The sequence below is a fragment of the Aminipila luticellarii genome, assembly GCF_004103735.1.
GTDB lineage: Bacteria > Bacillota > Clostridia > Peptostreptococcales > Anaerovoracaceae > Aminipila > Aminipila luticellarii.
The window spans coordinates 174,133-195,037 of sequence record NZ_CP035281.1; the positions used below are offsets into that span (position 1 = coordinate 174,133).

Genomic DNA, 20,905 nt, shown 5'->3' on the forward strand with positions numbered 1-20,905 from the left:
AAAGGGGACACTATGGATAAAAAAATTGTAAAAGTAATCGCCTTTGTCATTGCACTGGCGATGATTATCACATCATTTTCTTTTGTTGTATTTCTGCCCTCCGCATTCGCAGATACGGAAAAAGAAGATACGGCTTCTACGGAATACTTAATGGATCGTTTAGTGGAAATGCAGAATTACATGGAATTTCTGAACAAATATTATAAAGACAGCGTAGATTACGACAAACTGATGGATGCGGCTATGAAAGGTGCTACCGAAGCACTGGGGGATCCGTACAGCGTATTCTATACAACAGATGCGGACAGTGAAAAATTTGAAGAAGCTGTATCCGGTGAATATGCGGGCATTGGGGTTACCATGCAGGATGTGGACGGAAAACACCAGGTGATTTCGGTAAATGCGGCGGGTCCGGCTATCAAAGCAGGCGTTGAGGTCGGTGACAGGATTATTAAAATAGACGGAAAAGACACCACCGCCCTAAGCCTGGATCAGCTGGTGCTTCTTATGAGAGGCGAAACGGGAACCAAGGTCGTATTGACCGTAGAAAGGGCAGGACAGCAGAAGGAAATTTCCATTACCAGAGAGATTGTGACCACAGCATGTGTTTCTTATGAAATGCTGGAGGATAAAATCGGGTACATGCTGATCTCCGGGTTCGATGCAGACGTAGCCACTGAATTTAGAATGGCTAAAGCGGCTCTGGTGAATAAAGGCGCAGAAGCTTTAATCCTTGATGTGCGCAATAATCCAGGTGGATACATAAACGGAGCCATGGAGATCGCCAATGAGATCATTCCCAGCGGGTATATTTCGCACTTTGTAAATAAAGGAAAGGTTATTGAAAGTGAAAAAGCCACCGGAATTGCAGGTCCTAAGATGCCGACCGTGCTTCTGGTAAATGAAGAAAGTGCCAGTGCCTCTGAGCTTTTAGCCGGTGCCCTGCAGGATAACAAAGCGGCCACGCTTGTGGGCACCACTACTTTTGGAAAGGGTGTTGCACAGCAGATGGTTACCTTATCTGCCGGGGATAAAGCCAAGGTCTCCGTGTTTTATTTTGTGACACCAAATAAAAAGGATATAGATCATGTAGGCATTACGCCGGATTATGTGGTCAGAAACGGCGCCATAGGAAGTGAAGAGGCAAAAGCAAAATATATTACCTTTGCCCCTATGAGTGAAAAAGACAAACCAACCTTGGGCGATACCGGACTGAATGTTTATGGGGCTCAGCAAAGATTGGCTCTGCTTGGCTATTATACCGGCAAGATCACCGGGACGATGGACGAAGATACCGCTGCGGCTGTAAAGAAGTTCCAGAAGGATGAAGGCTTGTTTGCCTATCCGGTCATTGATAACTCTACGAAGAGCAAGCTGGAAATCGGTGCATACGGTCTGGCTTACGGAAATACGAAAAAGGGCGATGATATGCAGTTGGCAAAAGCTGTTGAATTGTTAAAGAAATAAAGAAATAGGCGGAAAGGATACCTTCACATGTTAAAGGTATCCTTTTCTTCCGTTCATCCGGATAATAACCTTTCGAATCATGTCTACAGGAACTACGGAGAAGGCCAGTAAAAGCACCATCTGTAATTCCCAAAAAGTTAGACCGGCGGTACGGAAAACAGAGCCGCCAAAGTAAATCAGCAGGAGCTGAACCACACAGATCAGAGAAATAATGGCAATGAATGCTTTATTTCCCTTTAAATGGGCCAGCAGATTCAGCCTGTAAGTGCGGGCGTTAAAGCTGTTGAATATACTGGCAAAGATGAACAGGCTGAAAAAAGCCGTCATAAAATAGCTCATTCCTTCATATCCGCGGAACAATCGGTGAAATACGGGAAGCTTTAAAAACAACAGGCATAAAACAGACGTATAGGTTCCCGTAAAAAGAATTTGATTCCACATATATTTGTTAATGATGACCTCATCTCTCCGCTTCGGCGGTTCTTTCATGTATTCCTCCAGAGGAATTTCCCCGGAAAAGGCCAGTCCCGCCAGCGTATCCATAACCATGTTGATCCAAAGCATCTGAATCACAGTGACCGGTGTGTCGACTCCGAGGAAAGGCCCTACGATAGACACAATGACCGCACATAAGTTTACCGTAAGCTGAAAAACAATAAACTTTCGGATACTTTTAAAAATAGTCCGCCCATATAAAATCGCTTTGGCAATGGACTGAAAGTTATCGTCCAGAATCACAATATCACTGGCTTCTTTTGCGATTTCCGTACCGCTTCCCATGGAAAAACCTACATCTGCTTTTTTTAAAGCAGGTGCGTCATTTACTCCGTCTCCCGTCATCCCGGCAACCAGTCCCATTTCCTGAGAAACCTTGATTAGGCGGCTTTTGTCCGAGGGCAGAGCACGGGCCACAACTCGCAGCTGCGGCAGAGCACGTTTAAGCATATCATCGCTCATAAGGGATAGCTCGCTGCTCGTCATCACTGCCGAGGGCTCCCCTTCCCGAATCAGATGTGCTTCTCTGGCTATGGCGGAAGCCGTATCTTTATTATCCCCGGTTATCATGACTACCTGTATGCCGGCTTTGGTCACCTGACGGATGGCACTGACTGCCTCCGGCCGGATTTCATCCCGTATGCCAAAGATACCGATTAACGTCAGATCGTGGAATCCATCCCCGCTGTTTTCCGGAGAATCGCTTGCAGCAACCGCCAGCAGACGGATCGCCTTAGAGGATAACTGGCTTAGGGTCTGATTTAAGGCGGATAGATTGACGGAATGCTGCGTATGGCCGTATTCATCATAATATTTGGTGCATTTGGGCAGAATTTTTTCCGGTGCGCCTTTTATAAGGGTAAGGGGAACCCCCTTATTTGCTATAGTAACAGCAGAATATTTGTTGGTGCTGTTGAAAGGAAGCTTTGAGAGCACCTTGATATTTCTCGGGTCGATGACGGAATGCTCCATGCTGAATTCCAGTAAGGCACGTTCTGTGGAGTTCCCGCCAATGACAGTTTTGTGACCCTTTTTTAAGGAGAGAGCCGCTGTTGTATTATAAACAGAGGAAAGCTCCAGCAGACTGTAAAGTTCTCTTTTGTTTACAATTTGTGACGGATTGTATTCGGTATTCTTTCCGCTGATAAAAGAAACGACTTGAAGCTTGCCCTTGGTAATGGTTCCGGTCTTGTCTGAAAACAGGATATTTAAGCTGCCGGAGGTTTCAATTCCTACTAATTTTCGGACTAAAACGTTGTCCTTTAACATTTTTTTCATGTTAGAGGATAAGACTACCGTAATCATCATGGGAAGCCCTTCCGGCACGGCTACTACGATTACTGTAATAGCCAGCGTCAGCGCATGAAGAAGAGCGGGAACGATGGCAGAAGGCGTCTGAATGACTTCCAGAGTTCTGCTCATATTATATCCCTGATCCAGAATTAGGGAATTGAACAGATCTGCTATAGCCACCACTGCCGCCGCCGCATATCCGAAGGTACTGATCAGCTCCGCCAGATTTTTCAGTCGGTGTTTAAGCGGGCTGTCTCTAGTCTCATCCTGCACTTCATGGGCGATATGGCCGTAAAAGGTATGCAGACCTACACTTGTAATCTGCATGATACCTTCTCCGGAGCAGACGACGCTGCCCCTGAAAAGCTTGTTTGGCTGCATGAAATCTACGGCGGATTGATTTGAAGCGGATGAGCTGCTTCCCTGCGGAATTTTCAGCACTTCTTTAGCTTCTCCGTTCAGAGCAGACTGATCCACGTACAGCTCTCCAGATAGGATCAATCCGTCAGCCGGAATTTTTTCACCGGCCTGCAGCAGGACATAATCGCCGGTCACCACATCATTCACCGGCAATTCCAGCAGTCCGGCAGCTCGTTTTACTCTGCAAAAAGTCGCATCCGCTTCTTCTTGCAGTTTTTCAAAAGCGGATTCACTTCCATATTCAGATAAAGTGGATACGAAGGTAGCCAGGAAAATGGCGATAGCAATTCCCGCCGACTCATACCAATTAAAGTTATGTAAGAGCAGAACCACATTAACGGCTAAGGCTATTAACAGAATTTTAATGATGGGATCATTAAAATTCTGGATAAACTGTTTCATAAATTGATTTTTCTTCCGCTGGCCTAATTGATTGCTTCCATGCTTGTCTCTGGATAAGGCGGTTTCTTCTTCCGTTAGTCCCACAAGAGAATCCAATGTTACATTGCCTGAGTTTAACAACATATAAATTCACCTCCAGATTAAGAGTATTCAGACAAGCTGTGAAATAGTACTACAGCATGAAATCCCTCCAAAAAAACAATAGATTATTACTTTTAAATTACAATGGTGCATGGTATAATAGTGGCTGTTGTTTAAAAAAAGAAGCTTAGGAAGAGGTGAGGACCATGAATAAAGTAGGGTTTAGTGCAGAGAAATATATTGAGGAACAGTCACAGCACATTTTGGAAAGAATTAATGCGGAGAAGTGTGAACGGCTGTATCTGGAATTTGGCGGCAAGCTGGTTCACGACAAGCATGCCATGAGAGTTCTGCCCGGATTTGACGAAAATGCAAAAGTAAAATTATTGGAAAAAATGAAAGACCATGCAGAAATCATCATCTGTATTTATGCGGGTGATATTACAACGAATAAAACACGTCAGGACTTTGGTATTACATATGATTTAGAAGTCCTCCGTTTAATTGATACATTCAGAAAATATGATCTGTCCATTAACAGTGTAGTCGTGACCCGATATGAAGAACAGCCGGCGGTAGATATGTTTATTAACAAATTGAACCGCAGAGGAATCCGAACTTATAAACACAAATTTACGAAAGGCTATCCCACGGATGTAGAGGTTATCGTGAGTGAAGAGGGATACGGAGCAAACCCATATATCGAGGTGACAAAGCCTCTGGTGGTGGTCACAGGTCCGGGCGGCGGAAGCGGAAAGCTTGCGACCTGTCTTTCTCAGCTCTATCACGACAACAGGCGCGGAGCAAAAGTCCGATATGCTAAATTTGAAACCTTTCCCATTTGGAATCTGCCTTTAAAGCATCCTGTCAATGTGGCATATGAAGCAGCCACGGCAGATCTGAAGGACGTTAATATGATCGATTCCTTCCATCTGGAAGCATACGGAGAAAAAGCCGTAAACTACAACAGAGATCTGGAGGTTTTCCCAGTGGTGAAACGAATCATTGAGAAGATAACCGGAGAAGAGTCCGAATATCAGTCCCCTACGGATATGGGCGTAAACCGGGCCGGTTTTGGGATCATCGATGACGAGGTCTGTAAAGAGGCCGCCAGACAAGAGATCATCCGTCGGTATTTTATTGCCGAATGTAACTATAAGAAGGGGAAGATCGACGGGGGCGCATTGGAAAGATGTAAGCTTTTAATGGACGACCTGGGTCTTAAGCCACTGGACAGAGCCGTGGTTCAGCCTGCCAGAGACTATGCCGAAGGCAAGAGGAATTGTGATCCAAGGTATGAAAATGTGGTGGTCATGGCTATCGAGATGTCGGACGGTAAGTTCATAACCGGCAGAAGCTCCCGAAGAATGGTTGCGGCGGCCGCTGCTGTGCTGAACGCCATCAAATATCTGGCGGGTATTGCGGATGATATGCCGCTCATTTCCCATACTGCACTGGAAGCGATCCAGCACCTCAGAAAAGACATCTTGAATCAGGATCGATCCAGCTTGAACTGCGAAGAGATTTTAAGTGCTTTGACGATTTCAGCTACGACCAACCCGCCGGCTGAGATTGCTGCGGAAAAGCTGCTTCTGCTGAAGGGGTGCAAGGCGCACTGTACAGCCATTTTAAGTGATAAGGACGAACAGCTATTAAATTCTTTGGGTCTTGATGTGACTTGCGATCCGGAATATGTAACAACGAACTTGTATTTTGGCTAAAATCTGATATATTAAAAGAAAAGCATAAGAAGGCTGTCCGTTGAGACAGCCTTTTACCGTGACAGCCTCAGAAAGGAGGAAACAGACCGTATGTATGGGCGTTTTTTAGTTTTATTCGCTTTAATGATAACCGGATATATTCTGGCAAAAAAGAATATCTTTGACAGTCATTCTACCCATGCCATAAACCGTTTTATCGTCTATTTCGCTTATCCCTGCCTGATCGTAGAAAAGATCAGTGCACTGGAAATGAATCAAGAGACCTTTCTCAATTTTATTTTGACGTTGGTACTCTCTACCTTGCTGTTCTATATTGGCTACGGAGCCTCTTACGTATATGGCAGGATACGGAAATTTCCGAGGGAAAATGCCAACGTAGCAGAATTTGCCATGGCCAGTCCCAATGATGGCTTCATGGGCTTTCCTGTAGCCCTGCTATTTTTCGGAGATATGGGACTTTTGTTCATGCTGGCCCACAATGCGGCTTTGAATCTGTACTTTTTTACGTTAGGCATTTGCATGATGAAAAGGAATCAAACAGGTAAACCGCCGATTACGGGAAGAAGGCTTTTTAAAGCAGCGGCGGAATTGATCATGAACCCAAATATTCTGGCTCTTACGGCTGGATTGATCCTGTGCGGCACAGGCGTCAAACTCCCAGTACCCTTGAAGGATTATTTTCTGTATATCGGAAATGTGTCTACGCCCATGGCCATGATTTATATTGGAACCTCTTTGGCAAAAAGCGACTTTATAGGGATCATCAAAAATAAGCAGATCGTGGAATGCAGTCTGATGAAATTAATTGGGCTGCCGCTTCTGACCTATGGTCTGGTCGTGTTTCTGCCGGTCAGCAATCTGATTAAGATGACCTGTGTACTGGGAGCCTGTTTTCCTACAGCGGCGACCGTGCCGATGCTGGCCGAACAGGAGCAGCAGGATGCGCGACTTGGCAGTGAGATTCTGTTTTTAAGCACTGTATTGTCGGCAGCGACCGTGCCGCTGGCTGTGCAGCTCGTGAGCGTATTTATTTAGAAGAATTCAGTAGGGGAGCAGAACGCTGCGGAAAAGAGTCGGAGGGAAGCGAAAAAGGCTGGAACTTCAAGGACACTAATGGTATACTTATGTCAAATTATATTGGAAAAATCAGGGGGAGATATCCGGTTCAGGTCTGGGTTTGGGTTTGGAGAGAATAACAGCTTTTAGGAGGAATGAATATGAAAGGAATTAAAGGATTTTTTAGTTCGATCGCAACCACGCAGGGCATCGTTGCAGTGGTAATTGCAGTGGTGCTTTGTGCCGTTGTATTGTTCTTTGGTAAAAAGTTTGGAAAGCCTATGAGTACCAAGACGGTTGTGGCAATCGGAATTGGTGCGGCTCTTTATGCGGCACTTTCGGCTCTTTCCATTCCCATCGGTCCGAACACGACGTTTCGTCTAGCCATTATACTGCTGCCTATTTTTGGAGCATTCTTTGGCCCTACAGCGGGTTTTCTCGTTGGATTTATCGGACATGCGCTGAACGATGCCTTTTTGGGAGGAAACGTATGGTGGAGCTGGGTATTCATGTCAGCTATGCTGGGCTTCTTCGGCGGGTTCGTTCGTCTGGACAGAAGGTTTGATCCGCTGAACGGCGTTTGCACTAAGGTTCATATGCTGAGCATGTACATATGGTCGGCGGTAGGTATGGCTGCCGGAAGCCTGATGGCGTATTTCGGAGACGTGTATCTGTACGGAGAGCCTGCGGAAAAGTTGTTTATTCAGGTCACACTTGCCAATATTTCCAATCTTGTTGTTATATTTGTTATAGGAATTCCGGCAATCGGTCTGATCGCAAAGAGCAGATCCAAGAGCAAGGGACTGGTAAAGGAAGACTGACAGCATGAGCATGATTTCTTTTAAGAACTTTTCATTTAAATATAGTAATTTGAACGAATATACCTTGACAGACATAAGCTTTGAAATCCGGCAGGGCGAAAAGGTCCTGATCACCGGGAAGAGCGGAAGCGGAAAGTCTACCATAGCGCATTGTATGAATGGACTGATTCCGTTTAATTACAAGGGAGAGCTGTCGGGTGAAATTCTTGTGGATGGAGCGATTCCTTCAGAGCATTCCCTGTTTGAGATGGGCGGTCATGTGGGAACCATCCTGCAAGACCAGGACTGTCAGTTCGTGGGTCTATCTGCCGGGGAGGATGTGGCCTTTGGCTTTGAAAACGACTGCATCCCTACGGAGCAGATGCGGAAGCTGGTGGATGAAGCACTGGAGCAGGTGGATATGCTGGAGCAGAAAGATATTACACCGCAGAACCTTTCCGGAGGGCAGAAACAAAAGGTAGCTATTGCAGGAATTTTGGCTATGAAAGCTCCTATCCTGCTGTTTGATGAACCTCTTGCAAATCTGGATCCCGCCAGCGGGCAAAAAGCCATGGAAACCATCGACCGGCTTCAAAAAGAAGGAAAAACGATTCTTGTTATAGAGCACCGCATCGAGGAGGTGCTTGAGCATCACTTCGATCGGGTCATCGTCATCGAAGGGGGGCGGATTGTCTTTGACGGAACGCCGGATGAGATCCTCGCGGGGGGCCAGCTGCCGCAGATGGGGTTAAGGCAGCCGCTGTATGTGGAAATGTTAAACTTGTGCGGTGCAGAACTGAAACCGGAGGACAACATATCCGATTTGGAGAATACCATAAAGTTTAAAGAACTGGTAATGAGCAAATACTTGTCGGATACGTTTGAAAAGAAAGCAGGGTCTCAGGAAAAACTACTGGAATTGAAAGGGATTTGCTATACCTATTACAAAGAAGATCCCTATACCATTAAAGATATAACTTTTGATGTAAAAAAGGGTGAAATGCTTGCCATTGTAGGAAACAACGGGGCAGGCAAATCCACTCTGCTGAAAACCATTTCCGGGATTGCCAAATATCAGGAGGGATCCATGTATTACATGGGAGAATGTATTGACAAGTGGTCGGCGGGGAAACGTGCGTCTGCCATTGGTTTTGTCATGCAGAATCCCAATCACATGATTACGAAAAATATTATTTTTGATGAGGTAGCCTTTGGACCGAGAAACTTTGGAATACCGGCAGAGGAAGTAAAAACAAGAGCAGAAAATGCGCTGAAGACCTGTGGCCTTTACGCTTTCAGGAACTGGCCGGCGTCAGCTCTCAGTTACGGACAGAAAAAAAGGCTGACCATTGCTTCCATTTTGGCGATGGGGCCGAAGGTGATTATTTTGGACGAGCCTACAGCCGGTCAGGATTACACCAGCTACCGTGAATTTATGAACTATCTGTCAAGAATCAGGGAGAGTGGAACAGCAATCATTCTGATCACCCACGACATGCATCTGGCCTTAGAATATGCGGACAGGGCGGTGGTTCTATCCGGCGGTACGGTCATTGCTCAGGATACCATGGATAAAGTGCTGTCGGACAGTTCCTTAGTGGAGCGTGCCAATTTGAAGCACACGTCCATTGAGAGCATGGGCAGGCTCTATGGTGTATCGGATTTAAGCGGATTTATCGCTTATTTTACCCGCAGGGTTACAGGAGGTGGCATACATGACTAAAAGTGGTTCCTTATATATTGAAAGGGATTCTGTATTTCACCGAATGGATGGAAGTATAAAGCTGTTAATGTTGATCGGCTGGACCTTCTTTGTGTTTGCCTTTATGGATATTCGCATATTTGCAGGGATTTTGTTTCTGGGGCTTCTCATGCTGAAGGCTTCTAATCTGCCGTGGAGGGCAATTTGGCCGTTTTTTGCATTTATTATTGTTTTCACCCTTTTTAACTCGGCTTTTCTGGTGGCAGTTACGCCGGCATACGGCTCCAAGCTCACGGGGACGTATACGGTTCTGTTCACGCTGTTCGGAGTATATCGGGTAACCTATGAAACCATATTTTATTGTCTGACGCTGACGCTAAAATATATTTCGATTTTGCCCGTCACCATCTTGTTTATTTTTACCACCCATCCCAGCAGCTTTGCGGGGAGTATTAATCGGCTCGGTGTTTCATATAAAGTGGCTTATGCGGTAAGCATCGCCCTTCGTTATATGCCGGATGTCAAAGCTGAGGTCGATCACATTGTAAATGCACAGGAGGCAAGGGGAGTGGCGTTTAAAAAGGGTGATGCCAGTATATTTGTACGGCTTAAGAATTACGGAAGCGTCATGGTACCGCTGTTGATGTCTTCCCTCAGCCGGATTGAGGCCGTATCCAACGCCATGGATTTGAGAGGCTTTGGGAAAAGCAAGAAAAGAACCTGGTATCACCGGGAACCTTTATCCTCTCTTGATTTCGTCTTTGCCGCCTTGTCTGTTGCGGCTCTGCTGGCGGGCATCCTGATAAAATCAAGCCACTATGCGGGGTTCTGGTATCCGTTTTGAGGGCTGGAGGTGAGATATTGACATGTATATAACGCATAAAACGATTAAGGCAATCGGGCGATTTAAGATTTTTAAATATACCTTAATGGCGAAAGGGGCGGCGGTAGGAGCCATAACGGGAATGGTGATTGTTCTATTTCGCCTGGGTGTAGATAAGCTGTGGGGAATCAGTCAGCAGATCATGCAATATGCACACCACAGTGCTTTTTTTATTGTTGTATGGCTGTTTATTTTATTTTTTATATCCCTGTTTATTTCCTTTTTGCTTAAAGCAGAACCGATGATATCCGGAAGTGGGATTCCTCAGGTAAAAGCCGAATTAGGAGGAGATTTATCTTTAAAATGGTGGAAGGTTCTGCTCTGCAAATTTATGGGCTGTCTGCTGGCTTTAGGCAGTGGACTGAGCTTAGGGCGAGAAGGTCCCAGCGTTCTGCTGGGAAGTATGGTGGGAAAGGGATTCTGCCGCATAACAAAAAGAATAAAAGCAGAAGAGCGATTTTTAATGACTTGCGGTGCAGGTGCGGGATTGACAGCGGCCTTTAACGCTCCAATTGCCGGAGCCATATTCTGTTTGGAAGAAATGAACCGAAGCTTTTCTGAAAAAACGCTGATTACAGCCATGGCGTCGACGATTACAGCAGATTTTGTGGCCAGTTATGTTTTTGGATTAAAACCTATTTTTATATTAAAGGTCGGTCAGACCGTACCGCTTCGATATTATTGGTTGTTTCTTCTTTTGGGTGTTCTCCTGGGAGTTTTTGGTGCGCTATTTAATAAGTGTCTGGATATGTTTCAAAATTTGTATAAAAAGTCGTTCAGGACTTCCTTAAAAATGGTTCTTCCCTTTGCATTTGTATTTGTTTTAGGATTGTTTTATCCGGAAGCGATTGGCTCGGGAAGCCATCTGGCAGAAATCGCAAGCACAGGCAGGCTTTTAATCGGAAGCCTGTGCGTCCTCTTTATTATCAGATTTTTGTTTTTCATGATTTGTTTCGGATCTGGCGCACCGGGTGGAATCTTTATGCCCTTATTGGTATTTGGGGCAATCTTGGGAAGTATATTTGGACAGCTGGCAGGAACTTCTCTCGGATTTGGAAGCACTTATTTGGAAACGTTTGTTATCGTGGGTATGGCGGGGGCTTTTGCCGCTATTGTGCGGGCACCGATAACCGGAATTATTCTTATCAGTGAAATGACAGGAACCTTATCTCATTTGCTGGCTCTGTCGCTGGTTTCTTTGGCGGCATATACTGTTGCAGATATATTGAAGGCAAAACCGGTCTATGAACAACTGCTGGATCGGATTTTAAGAGAACTTTCAAGCCGAACATAAATATAGTAAATTTGGATTACAATATTAAAATAGGGAAAGCTAAAATTTATCATTTAAAAATAAGTAAAATATTTACAAATAAGTATAATTATTGTACAATAAAAGAGTGCTACCTGAGACACGGTAGGCGGTTATGCCCTTACGAGGGGATGGTGATTATGTCTACAATGGAAACAATAGCCTTATTGGCTTTACTTGTTCAAATTGTATTAGTTACATATAATATCACAAAAAAGAAATAATCGCCTCGGTCCGGAAAACTAGGCGATTATTTTAATCAAACTATAAATTCTGGGCTAACCGTTTACCGGTAGCACTTTTATATGTTTATTATACTACAAGCTGAAAAAGATGCAAGTGGTAATTGCGGATGCAGGCTAAGCCTATTCTGTCTTTGTACCCGGCTTCGGGGTAAAGGCATTTGCCGCCGATTGTAACGCTGTAATAGCAGCATTTACTTCGGATTGAAGTGCATTTCTTTTTTCATAAACGGCTGTGGCAGCACTGATGGCATCGGTGAAATCCTTATATTCTTTTTCCGTTACCCATGTGGTACCAGTCGGCACATCCTCCGCTTTGTCGTTGACACGCACTCCGTTGACTCTGCCGTTTGCGGACTTGATGGCTGAATTCAATTCACTCTTATCCGCCCGTTTGCCGTCCTGAATCTTACCGTTGAACACATCGATGGCATTGTTCAGGGACTTCGCATAGCTTATCACCTGAGCAGAAGTATCCACGCTGTCTTTTGCCGCTTGCGCCTTAGAAATAGTATCGTCCAAGGCTGCCATATCTTCTTTGGTGACCCAATTGCTGCCCGGTGAAATATCAAATCCATCCACACTGACCGTCACATTTTTCTTTGCCGCTTGCGCATCGGAAATCGCCAGAGTCATAGCGGAAATATCTATTCGGATTTTTGTTCCGATCTGCTTATCCTTTTGACTATTAAAAGCGGTTATAGCGTTTCTCAATACATTGGCAGCGTCCTGGGCCTGTGCAACAGTCGTAACGGAGTATTTTGCATTCGTAGCCGTTGAAATGGCGTTATTCAATGTATTCATTTGTGCCTGAGTGACCCAGTGAACATCCGTATAAACATCTTTGCCGTCCGCACTGACCTTTACTCCGGATTGTGCGGAGCGCGCATCCGTGACAGCCTTATCAATAGAACTGGTGTCTACGCTAGGGGTATTCTTTGCCGTCGTCCAGGTTACGCTGGAGGCGTCAATATTGGTTTTGTCCGAAATGGTTCGGAACTTCTTGCTCGGAATGGCTAAATAGTATTTCTGTCCCTCTTTTAAATCCTTTTTAGGCTCTATGGTAATCTTTTTCTTGGACGAAATGCTGGCATCAAAGGAAACCTTTGTACCGCTGGAGCTTCCTTCTCTAAAGATAATGCAGCTCTCCACATAAGAATCCGTGATAGATTTTCCCGAATAGGTCTCTATGGTTTCATCAAATGCAATGGTCGGATTAATCGTAATCTTTACGTCGGACTCTCCTTTTTTAGGACGGAAGGTAACGTCACTGTCCGAATCGTCTCCTGTCCTGAAATAAGTGGTCTGAGAGGAATTCCCATCATCATGAGTGTCCAGAAATTCATTTTTAGGAATGACAATATAATATTTTGTGTCTTCATCCAGATCTTCGTCCGGTGTCAAGGTAATAACCTTTTTGCTGCTGTTTATGCTGCCGGAGAAGGAAATCTTGCTGCCGGAGGAAGAGCCTCGTCGCAGGTAGACCATATCTTCTATATCTGAATTCTTGATGGTAGAGCCGTTATACTTTTTTACGGCAGTGTCAAAAGTAATCGTAATTTCTGTATCAAGATCTACATTAGTTGCTCCATTTTTCGGACGTACTTCAATGTCTAAATCGGAATTATCACCATCGTCATCCTTTGAATTGGAGACAGAGGAAGAAGAAGTACCGGAGCCTTGTTTAATGTATTTTGGTTTTGTCTCATAGGTGATTCCGCTGGAATTGGCATTCATGGTATTAATACTGCCTGAGCCTCGGAAAGCAGTGCTGGCATTGACATTGGCAGTTCCGATGCTGGATCTGCTGTCCAGATTAATTTCACTGCTTCTGCCGGAGCTGTTCACGTTAAGAGTTGTAATAGAACCCGATTTTACGTCCACATCTGCGGAAGAACCGGTTATGTTCACTTTGACAAAGCTGCCTTTTAAGGTCGTATTGGCAGAACCTTTTATATCCACATCATTAAAACCGGTGCCATATAGTCCCCCGGATAAACCTGAGGTTTCGAGAATAGCAGTATTTCCGGCAGTTGCCTTGTTGATGGTAGTCTGCCCTTTGGCAAGAAGCCGTACGGAGGAGGAGCTTCGCTCTACATAGGCATTTGCCACTCTGGAGTTGGATACGGTAATGGTATCATCCCCACCGCCATATACATATAACGTTCCGAGAACGACGCAGTTGGATAATTCTGCTTCCCCATCCCCCAAATCCGAAGCCATGGTGACACTGTTGGAATAGATGCGGTTGGAGAGAGTTGTTCCTTTGGTCTTTACGGAGACACTGGAGGAAACAATGTTTTCCTTATCCAGAATGCCGCAAAGAATCTTTGCAGTCATAGCTCTTGTAAGGGAATCCTGCGGATGGTACTTTCCGTCATCATATACACCCATATAGCCTTTTCCGTTGACTCTTGCCACAGCATCCGATGCCCAGCTGGAAATGGAACCTTTGTCCTTGAAAGAAGAAATATTTCCGGACGTTCCATAGGTCGGTACAAATCTGGAAATCATAGCAGCGGCTTCCTCTCTGGTCACGGCATTGTTTGGCCTGAAGGTACTATCATCATAACCACCCACGAAGGACGCAGACATCCCCTTGGCCACGTCGTTGTAGAACCATTCATTGCGCGGCACATCGTAAAAGGTCACGTTGACGCTTCCGGTGTTCCCTAACGCCTTGTTCACCATGCTGGTAAATTCGGCTCGAGTCACGGCATTGTCCGGACGAAAGGTACCGTCGGGATATCCCTTTACAAATCCCGAGGATACGGCTTTGTTAATATAGGATTCTGCCCAATGTCCTCGTATGTCGCCAAAGGAAGCGGCATGAGACTCCATTGGAACCGAAATAAAAGGAATAGCAAGCAGAACTGCCAAGAAACACGCCACTATCCTTTTTATAAAATTAGTTAAAGTACTGTTCATAAAATTTCCCCCTTTTTGATGGATACACCAATGAAACAAATTATTCCTTGTATTTATTTGTCAATTATTAGTATTTTAACACTTTGCAGTGCGAAAAACAAGTCGAATCCCTCGAAGAAGAAGCCAGTAGACCTGCATTAAAACCATGCTTACCACGAAACTAAGAATAAAAATGATAAACGCATTGCCGGGCAAAGACCAGGCAGACTGAGCAGGCAATAAAACAGAGGTGTCACGGCACAAATCAATAAGAAACGGATGAACTAAATATACAGCCAGCATATATTTGGGCAGTGGAAGGAGCAGCATCTGAAGGGGTTTCCACAGCTTGATGAAGCCCAGCTTGGCAAACAATAGAAAGAGAGCAAAGCTCATCAAAAATACGGTGGGCGAATAATTGCTGAAATAGAGCAGATTGGGTGTGTCAAAACCGAACATGGGATTCAGTTTCCAGGTTTCCTCATAGGTAAATCGGAAGGATAAAAGACCCAATGCAAAAACAACCAGAGATGCACGCCAGCCCGGCGTATAGAAGCTTAAAAGAAAACCTGCTGCGAAGTATCCTATATACCCTAAGAAGAACGAAAGTGACAGCTTATCCAGAATTGCACCAAGTACAGAAAGATGCCAAAGATCAGTATTCAACTTCGTTACAGAGGTCATTAAAACGCATAGGATAACAAAATATGTCATTTGCGCTTTGGAGGCCTGTGCTGTGATATGCTTTAGCAAAGGCGTCAGGAGATATAATCCTGCCAGCATGTAAAGATACCACATATGATAATGTCCCTGCGCAAAATAAGGCCAAAACTTACTCCAGTTAATCTCCTGCCAGCTATGGGAAAGACCTATCCTGCCTATATGCTCAAAAAAGTTCTGCTCTGTCAGTGCATAGAAGAATGACCAAAAAACAAAGAGAACAGCCAGCTTTGGCAGATATTTTTTAAAAATGGCAGACAGCGGGATTTGCTTATCCGGATGGAGTAAAAACGCACCGCTGAGCATAACAAAAATAGGAACACCTACTCTGGCCGCCGTTCCCAGCTTAACCGCCTGCTGCCACTGTAAATATTCTTCTACCGAAGCCGGTGCCTTATTAATATATTGTACGGAAAGATGCAGCATAACGATGAGGTATGCTGCCAATATGCGCAATATGTCATAATGAATTAATCTTTCAGATAAATGCTTCGCTTCCATCCATGCCCCCTGCTTCATGTGGTTTATAAACCAATATCTGGTATTATTATACTGTCCAACAGACGCGGGGGCAATATCTATACGGAATTTAACATAAATATGTAATATAAGGCTAGACTTTTTAATGGTGGACAGCCTTGCCGGAGGGAGATATAATGGTAAAAAAAGAGAGGAGGGATAAAATGAAGAAAAAAAGAGTGCTGGCAATCATGCTTTCAGCAGTAATGGTATGTACGATGAATGTCAGCTTTGCATCAGCAGGTGCCGATAAATTTACAGATCTGAATGGACACTGGGGGCAGTCTATTATTAATGAAGCTGCCGGACTGGGTATTGTAGGAGGGTATCCTGAGGGATACTTTCTGCCGGACAACCTGATGAAGAGGGAAGAATTTTATAAGCTCATCACAAATGTTCTGACGGTGGTTCCGGATACGTCCAGTACGGTGGTCACCTTTAAGGATGTAGATCCGATTGAATGGTATGTTCCTACCATTAAAACTGCGGTGGCGGCAGGAATAACCAAGGGATATGAAGACGGAAACTTCGGAATCGGCCAGATGATTTCAAGGCAGGAGGCGGCTAAAGTGGTAGCTTCTGTTATCCCTGCGGACAATCTGGATACGTCGAAAAATGCATCTGCGGTAAAGGATGCGGCACTGATCGGTGATTGGGCGCTTCCTTATGTCAATATCATGTTTCAAAAAGGCTATATGCAGGGCGATGATCAAGGAAACTTCAGACCCACTATGGCGTTGACAAGAGCAGAGGCCGCAACCTTGCTTCTAAATGTCAAAAAGAAAGAAACGGTGATAAAAGGCCCGGGAACTACGGCCGTATCTCCTACACCTGATGTGACCACCCCAACAGGAGATGCCGGATGCCAGAAAATCCACGCAGTTATGGGGGGAGCATTTACCGTGGGAACGGGAACAGCAAAGGATCCCTATGAAATCTCCACAGAAGCACAGCTCAACCACATCCGAGTACACTTGAATGAAGGTGGGTATTACATATTGACCAAGGATATAAAAGTGAACTCTGACTTTGCTGCGACAGTGCCAAGTGCATCCTCCGGTGCTCCAAACTGGAGCGAAGGAAACTTTGAGCCGATTGGTACAGAAGAAAACCCCTTTGTGGGGAACTTCGACGGAGACGGACATAGCATCAGCGGACTGGATATAACGGGAACAGTTAAAGGAAAGGACGGCGGAAATGCGGCTGGTTATGCCGGACTTTTCGGATATGTGGATTCTAAAAGCTCCATTGACGGAGTAACCATAGAAGATTCCGCCATTAAGGGTTCCGCTTATGTAGGCGGTGTTGCCGGATACAGTAAGGGCAGCATTACTAATTGTGTCCTCGGTGCAGACAGTACGGTCAAGGGGCAAAGCAATACGGGCGGCATTGCCGGCTGCTCAGAGCAGCTGATGAAAAGTAATATTAATAAAGGCACCGTAGAAGGAACCAGTTCAAATACAGGCGGAATAGTGGGGACAGTAAATACGGAAGGCGATGCCTTGTCCGGCTGTGTAAACAAAGGTGTTGTAAAAGGAAAGTCCAGAACCGGCGGGATTGCAGGATATATACCGGCTTCTACAGCCACTGTTCAGGTCAAAGAGTGCAATAATGCCGGAAAAGTGAGCAGCACAGCTGATTATGCCGGCGGTGTTGCCGGACAGGTGGACGGCTCCTCATATGGCATATATCTTGAAAGCTGTTATAATACAGGCGAAGTTTCAGGAGAAGGTACGAACGGCGGCATTATAGGCTATGCTAAAGGAGACCGGACGAAAATAAGCGATTGTTCCAATACCGGTGAGATAAACGGGAAATATTCCGGAGGAATTGCCGGCAGCAATGAAGGCGATATCCAACAATGCTACAATAAAGGAAAGATTATAGCCGATTCCGAAGCAGGAGGTATTGTGGCGTACCAAAATACCGGGGGCGGACGCATTCATGAATGTTATAATGTGGGAAATGTCACCTCCAATTCCAATGCGGGAGGAATTGCCGGGCTGAGCAAGGACAAGATCTTCAATGCCTATAACACCGGAGATATTAAAGCAACGAATACAGCAGGCGGGTTGGTAGGCCTGAACTATGCACTTGTTCAACGATCCTACAACGTAGGCGATGTTGACGGTGACAGTGGCATAGGAGCATTGATCGGGAGGAACCGGGCAAAGCTGATAAACTGCTTCTGGCTTCTGGGCACAGCAAATGCGGGGATTGGCTATGAGGATTCCGGTTCTGAAAAAAGCATCGTCATGGTGCTCTCCAAAGAGCAGCTTTCGGGACAGCTAAAAGTAAAGCTGGATAACGGATTTCAGCTGCTGACCAGCTATTTAAACAACAAGGCCGGCTCAGAGGTGTGGACGTATACTTATAGTACCGAGCAGTCAGCTGACAGTGACAGTTCCGACATTATTTCTGACGGCGGCGGGATTGTTCCGCCTATTTCCATTTCCACAGCAGAAGAAAAAGGAAATGTGATCACCGCATCGGATTTACGGTCTGCGTACCTGTATCCGGAACTGATTCAGCTTAAACAATAAAACTGTAATATCTGTGTAATGGATTTAATTTTATATTTTGATATAATTAATGGAAGAAAATAATGAAAAGAATTGTAATTCAGGAGGGAAATCATATGATTGGAAAAAAATTAGCAGCAGTGGCCTTATCCGCCGTGCTAGTCTTGAGCAGCGGTATTATGGCGTTTGCGGACACCACCAGCTGGGATTCGGGAAATGTCTATCCGTCGGATGTACTAAACACGAAGCTGCTGACACCGGTAAAATTTTTAATAGATAAGAAGGTTGTTACAGGTGATCAGGACGGGTTATTCCATCCGGAAAAGAGCATTACCCGGGCAGAATTTGCGACAATGATGGCAAAAGCCACAAACAATACAAATGAACTGGATATCGTGGCAAAGCAGAACTATTACAATGACTTGGCAGGATACGATTGGGCAAAAGGCTATATCAACGCCTGCGCAAAAGCCAGCCTGATACAGGGCGTGGGAAATGAAAAGTTCGCTCCGGGTAAAAACGTCTCTTATGCGGAGGTGATTACGATTATCATCAGGAGTAAAAACCCATCTGCCGTAACCACAGGAACATGGCCGGACAACTATATTTTATATGCGCAAATGAACATGAACAGCATGATTTCAGACCGTAACATTTCAGACTGGTCAGCTCCGGCAACAAAGGGTGACGTGGCAACCATGCTGTATCGAAGCATGCCGAAGAATTAGAAATAAATATTGACTCTAAGTGTAGATAAAAATGAGGGGGTAAAACGAAAAAATGAAAAAAACAATACAAACCATTTCCATGATGTTAGTTGTCATGATGCTGGCAACATCCACTGCGTTTGCAGCAACGGCTCCAACAGACATTGCGGGAACAAAAAATGAAGAAGCCGTTAAAACGCTGGTAGAAGCAGGAGCCATAACCGGGGATACGGACGGACAATTCCACCCGGAGGATAACTTAACAAGAGCGCAGGCCTGCATTATTATTGTTAAAACGATTGATCCGCTTGCTTCACTGGTAAACGGCACAGCAACGCAGTCTGCTTCAAAAAACGGATTTAAAGATATGGCAGGATACAGCTGGGCTGCCGGATATATTGGATATGCAGTAGAGCATGGCATCGTGAAGGGGTATCCGGACGGAACCTTTAAGCCGGGTACGAACGTAAGTACGGATGAAATGCTGACTATGGTTCTTAGAGCAGCAGGCTACACGGAAGACAAGATCGGTGCCAACTGGCCGGAAGATTACATTTCAACGGCAAAGGAGGCCGGCGTACTAAATAATATCGACGAGGACTATCCGAAAAATGCAACAAAGGCCATGGCCGCACAGATGGCTTTCAATCAGATGAAAGAACTGAAAGCAATGGCTCCGGCTGCGACAGATGACCCGCAGGGAACGGCAGAAGATAAGCCGGACGCTATTCCGTCCGCAACAGGTATGACCTTTGCAACAGGAAGCTTTGATGGCAATTTAACAACCTTTGCAGGGAAAAGTGTTTCAAAGGGTGTTAAAATTTATACCTATGGAACCAAAACGGAATACAAGGACGATATGAAGTTCTCCGATAAAGCCGACGCTTATAGAGAGGATACTTTATATAAGTTCAAATATGCAAAGACACCTGCGTGGTATCTGGTAGAAGACGGTAAAATAACTAAAATGATTTTACCTAGAGATACTGGATTTACTGGAAATGTATATTGTGTGATCAATGGCACTGTTACCGAATCCAATGTAAATGAAGAAGCAGTAACCGGATTTGAAACCCTAACAGCTACAAAGACCGTTACATGGTTCGGTAAGAAAAGCTTAACTGTGCCGAACTTTACGGAGGGTGACGGACAGCTCTATGAATTAAAGACCTCAGATGGTGAAGTGAAGAATGTAGCAACCACAGAAGGAGCAAAAGGAAAAGTTTTCAAGGAATTGACAACAGACAAGTCTTGGACGGCTGTTACTAATTATAGCGATAACGTTATCACCACAGCCAATGGACTGATTTCAGTAAAACAAAATGCTTCCATATATGTATGGGATGACAAAAAAGGTGAGTATAAATCAGGAACCTTGTCCGGCATTAAGAAGGACAGAGAAGTAAGAGCATATGACTGCTCAGATGATGATGTGACAGAAGCTGATGTGGTTATTGTGAAAGAATAAGGAAAACGCTTTATTTTAAACGAATTAAATGAAAAAACAGGAGTAAAGGCGTCGGGCTAATAAGCTGGCGCCTTTATTGTTATAAAATTTAAACGTTAACAGTCTTGTAATACTCTTGTAATGGACTTATTCAAATAGTTTGGTATAATGTCAGTATACCAAGAATGCTCTGCAAATCCGCAGAGAAA

At 44.9% G+C, this 20,905-nt stretch carries 13 protein-coding genes; 10 read left to right on the forward strand and 3 right to left on the reverse strand.

Annotated elements, in window-relative coordinates; all coding sequences use genetic code 11:
• The first annotated feature begins 12 nt into the window (after positions 1–12).
• Complete coding sequence (locus EQM06_RS00830; RefSeq protein ID WP_164914295.1) at positions 13–1,467, forward strand: S41 family peptidase; 1,455 nt, start codon at positions 13–15, stop codon at positions 1,465–1,467.
• A gap of 30 nt (positions 1,468–1,497) precedes the next feature.
• Here EQM06_RS00830 and EQM06_RS00835 read toward each other — a convergent pair whose 3' ends face one another.
• Positions 1,498–4,200, reverse strand: coding sequence for a calcium-translocating P-type ATPase, PMCA-type (locus tag EQM06_RS00835; RefSeq protein WP_128744537.1), 2,703 nt, complete (start codon positions 4,198–4,200; stop codon positions 1,498–1,500).
• 164 nt (positions 4,201–4,364) lie between these two features.
• Between EQM06_RS00835 and EQM06_RS00840 the strand changes: the two genes are divergently transcribed.
• From EQM06_RS00840 to EQM06_RS00865, 6 genes are all read left to right on the forward strand, one after another.
• Positions 4,365–5,879 carry a DUF1846 domain-containing protein gene (locus tag EQM06_RS00840; RefSeq protein ID WP_128744538.1) on the forward strand — a complete coding sequence of 505 codons (1,515 nt, stop codon included), beginning with the start codon at positions 4,365–4,367 and terminating at the stop codon, positions 5,877–5,879.
• Between the two features lie 90 nt (positions 5,880–5,969).
• Positions 5,970–6,914: an AEC family transporter gene (locus tag EQM06_RS00845; RefSeq protein WP_128744539.1), complete on the forward strand. Its 945-nt coding sequence runs from the start codon at positions 5,970–5,972 to the stop codon at positions 6,912–6,914.
• A gap of 182 nt (positions 6,915–7,096) precedes the next feature.
• Positions 7,097–7,756 (forward strand): ECF-type riboflavin transporter substrate-binding protein, encoded by a 660-nt coding sequence (locus tag EQM06_RS00850; protein ID WP_164914296.1) that lies wholly within the window; start codon positions 7,097–7,099, stop codon positions 7,754–7,756.
• 4 nt (positions 7,757–7,760) lie between these two features.
• Positions 7,761–9,458 carry an ABC transporter ATP-binding protein gene (locus tag EQM06_RS00855; protein WP_230974987.1) on the forward strand — a complete coding sequence of 566 codons (1,698 nt, stop codon included), beginning with the start codon at positions 7,761–7,763 and terminating at the stop codon, positions 9,456–9,458.
• On the forward strand, positions 9,451–10,281 hold the full coding sequence (locus tag EQM06_RS00860) for an energy-coupling factor transporter transmembrane component T family protein (RefSeq protein ID WP_128744541.1): 831 nt from the start codon (positions 9,451–9,453) through the stop codon (positions 10,279–10,281). Before EQM06_RS00855 ends, EQM06_RS00860 begins: the two co-directional genes overlap by 8 nt.
• 22 nt (positions 10,282–10,303) lie before the next feature.
• Positions 10,304–11,614 carry a ClC family H(+)/Cl(-) exchange transporter gene (locus tag EQM06_RS00865; protein WP_128744542.1) on the forward strand — a complete coding sequence of 437 codons (1,311 nt, stop codon included), beginning with the start codon at positions 10,304–10,306 and terminating at the stop codon, positions 11,612–11,614.
• A gap of 383 nt (positions 11,615–11,997) precedes the next feature.
• Here EQM06_RS00865 and EQM06_RS00870 read toward each other — a convergent pair whose 3' ends face one another.
• Both EQM06_RS00870 and EQM06_RS00875 read right to left on the reverse strand, forming a co-directional pair.
• The gene (locus tag EQM06_RS00870; protein ID WP_128744543.1) at positions 11,998–14,802 is read right to left on the reverse strand and encodes an S-layer homology domain-containing protein; all 2,805 of its coding nucleotides are present in this window, start codon (positions 14,800–14,802) and stop codon (positions 11,998–12,000) included.
• Positions 14,803–14,877: 75 nt separating this feature from the next.
• Positions 14,878–16,002 (reverse strand): acyltransferase, encoded by a 1,125-nt coding sequence (locus tag EQM06_RS00875; RefSeq protein ID WP_164914297.1) that lies wholly within the window; start codon positions 16,000–16,002, stop codon positions 14,878–14,880.
• A gap of 182 nt (positions 16,003–16,184) precedes the next feature.
• Between EQM06_RS00875 and EQM06_RS00880 the strand changes: the two genes are divergently transcribed.
• From EQM06_RS00880 to EQM06_RS00890, 3 genes are all read left to right on the forward strand, one after another.
• Positions 16,185–18,563 carry an S-layer homology domain-containing protein gene (locus tag EQM06_RS00880; RefSeq protein WP_164914298.1) on the forward strand — a complete coding sequence of 793 codons (2,379 nt, stop codon included), beginning with the start codon at positions 16,185–16,187 and terminating at the stop codon, positions 18,561–18,563.
• A gap of 95 nt (positions 18,564–18,658) precedes the next feature.
• Positions 18,659–19,270, forward strand: coding sequence for an S-layer homology domain-containing protein (locus tag EQM06_RS00885; RefSeq protein WP_164914299.1), 612 nt, complete (start codon positions 18,659–18,661; stop codon positions 19,268–19,270).
• Between the two features lie 52 nt (positions 19,271–19,322).
• A complete protein-coding gene (locus EQM06_RS00890) occupies positions 19,323–20,717 on the forward strand; it encodes an S-layer homology domain-containing protein (protein WP_128744547.1) in 1,395 nt (464 codons plus the stop codon).
• Positions 20,718–20,905: the final 188 nt, after the last annotated feature.

Coding starts and splice junctions, on each gene's coding strand:
- EQM06_RS00830 (WP_164914295.1), top strand. CDS start 13: ATGGATAAAAAAATTGTAAAAGTAATCGCCTTTGTCATTGCACTGGCG.
- EQM06_RS00835 (WP_128744537.1), bottom strand. CDS start 4,200: ATGTTGTTAAACTCAGGCAATGTAACATTGGATTCTCTTGTGGGACTA.
- EQM06_RS00840 (WP_128744538.1), top strand. CDS start 4,365: ATGAATAAAGTAGGGTTTAGTGCAGAGAAATATATTGAGGAACAGTCA.
- EQM06_RS00845 (WP_128744539.1), top strand. CDS start 5,970: ATGTATGGGCGTTTTTTAGTTTTATTCGCTTTAATGATAACCGGATAT.
- EQM06_RS00850 (WP_164914296.1), top strand. CDS start 7,097: ATGAAAGGAATTAAAGGATTTTTTAGTTCGATCGCAACCACGCAGGGC.
- EQM06_RS00855 (WP_230974987.1), top strand. CDS start 7,761: ATGAGCATGATTTCTTTTAAGAACTTTTCATTTAAATATAGTAATTTG.
- EQM06_RS00860 (WP_128744541.1), top strand. CDS start 9,451: ATGACTAAAAGTGGTTCCTTATATATTGAAAGGGATTCTGTATTTCAC.
- EQM06_RS00865 (WP_128744542.1), top strand. CDS start 10,304: ATGTATATAACGCATAAAACGATTAAGGCAATCGGGCGATTTAAGATT.
- EQM06_RS00870 (WP_128744543.1), bottom strand. CDS start 14,802: ATGAACAGTACTTTAACTAATTTTATAAAAAGGATAGTGGCGTGTTTC.
- EQM06_RS00875 (WP_164914297.1), bottom strand. CDS start 16,002: ATGGAAGCGAAGCATTTATCTGAAAGATTAATTCATTATGACATATTG.
- EQM06_RS00880 (WP_164914298.1), top strand. CDS start 16,185: ATGAAGAAAAAAAGAGTGCTGGCAATCATGCTTTCAGCAGTAATGGTA.
- EQM06_RS00885 (WP_164914299.1), top strand. CDS start 18,659: ATGATTGGAAAAAAATTAGCAGCAGTGGCCTTATCCGCCGTGCTAGTC.
- EQM06_RS00890 (WP_128744547.1), top strand. CDS start 19,323: ATGAAAAAAACAATACAAACCATTTCCATGATGTTAGTTGTCATGATG.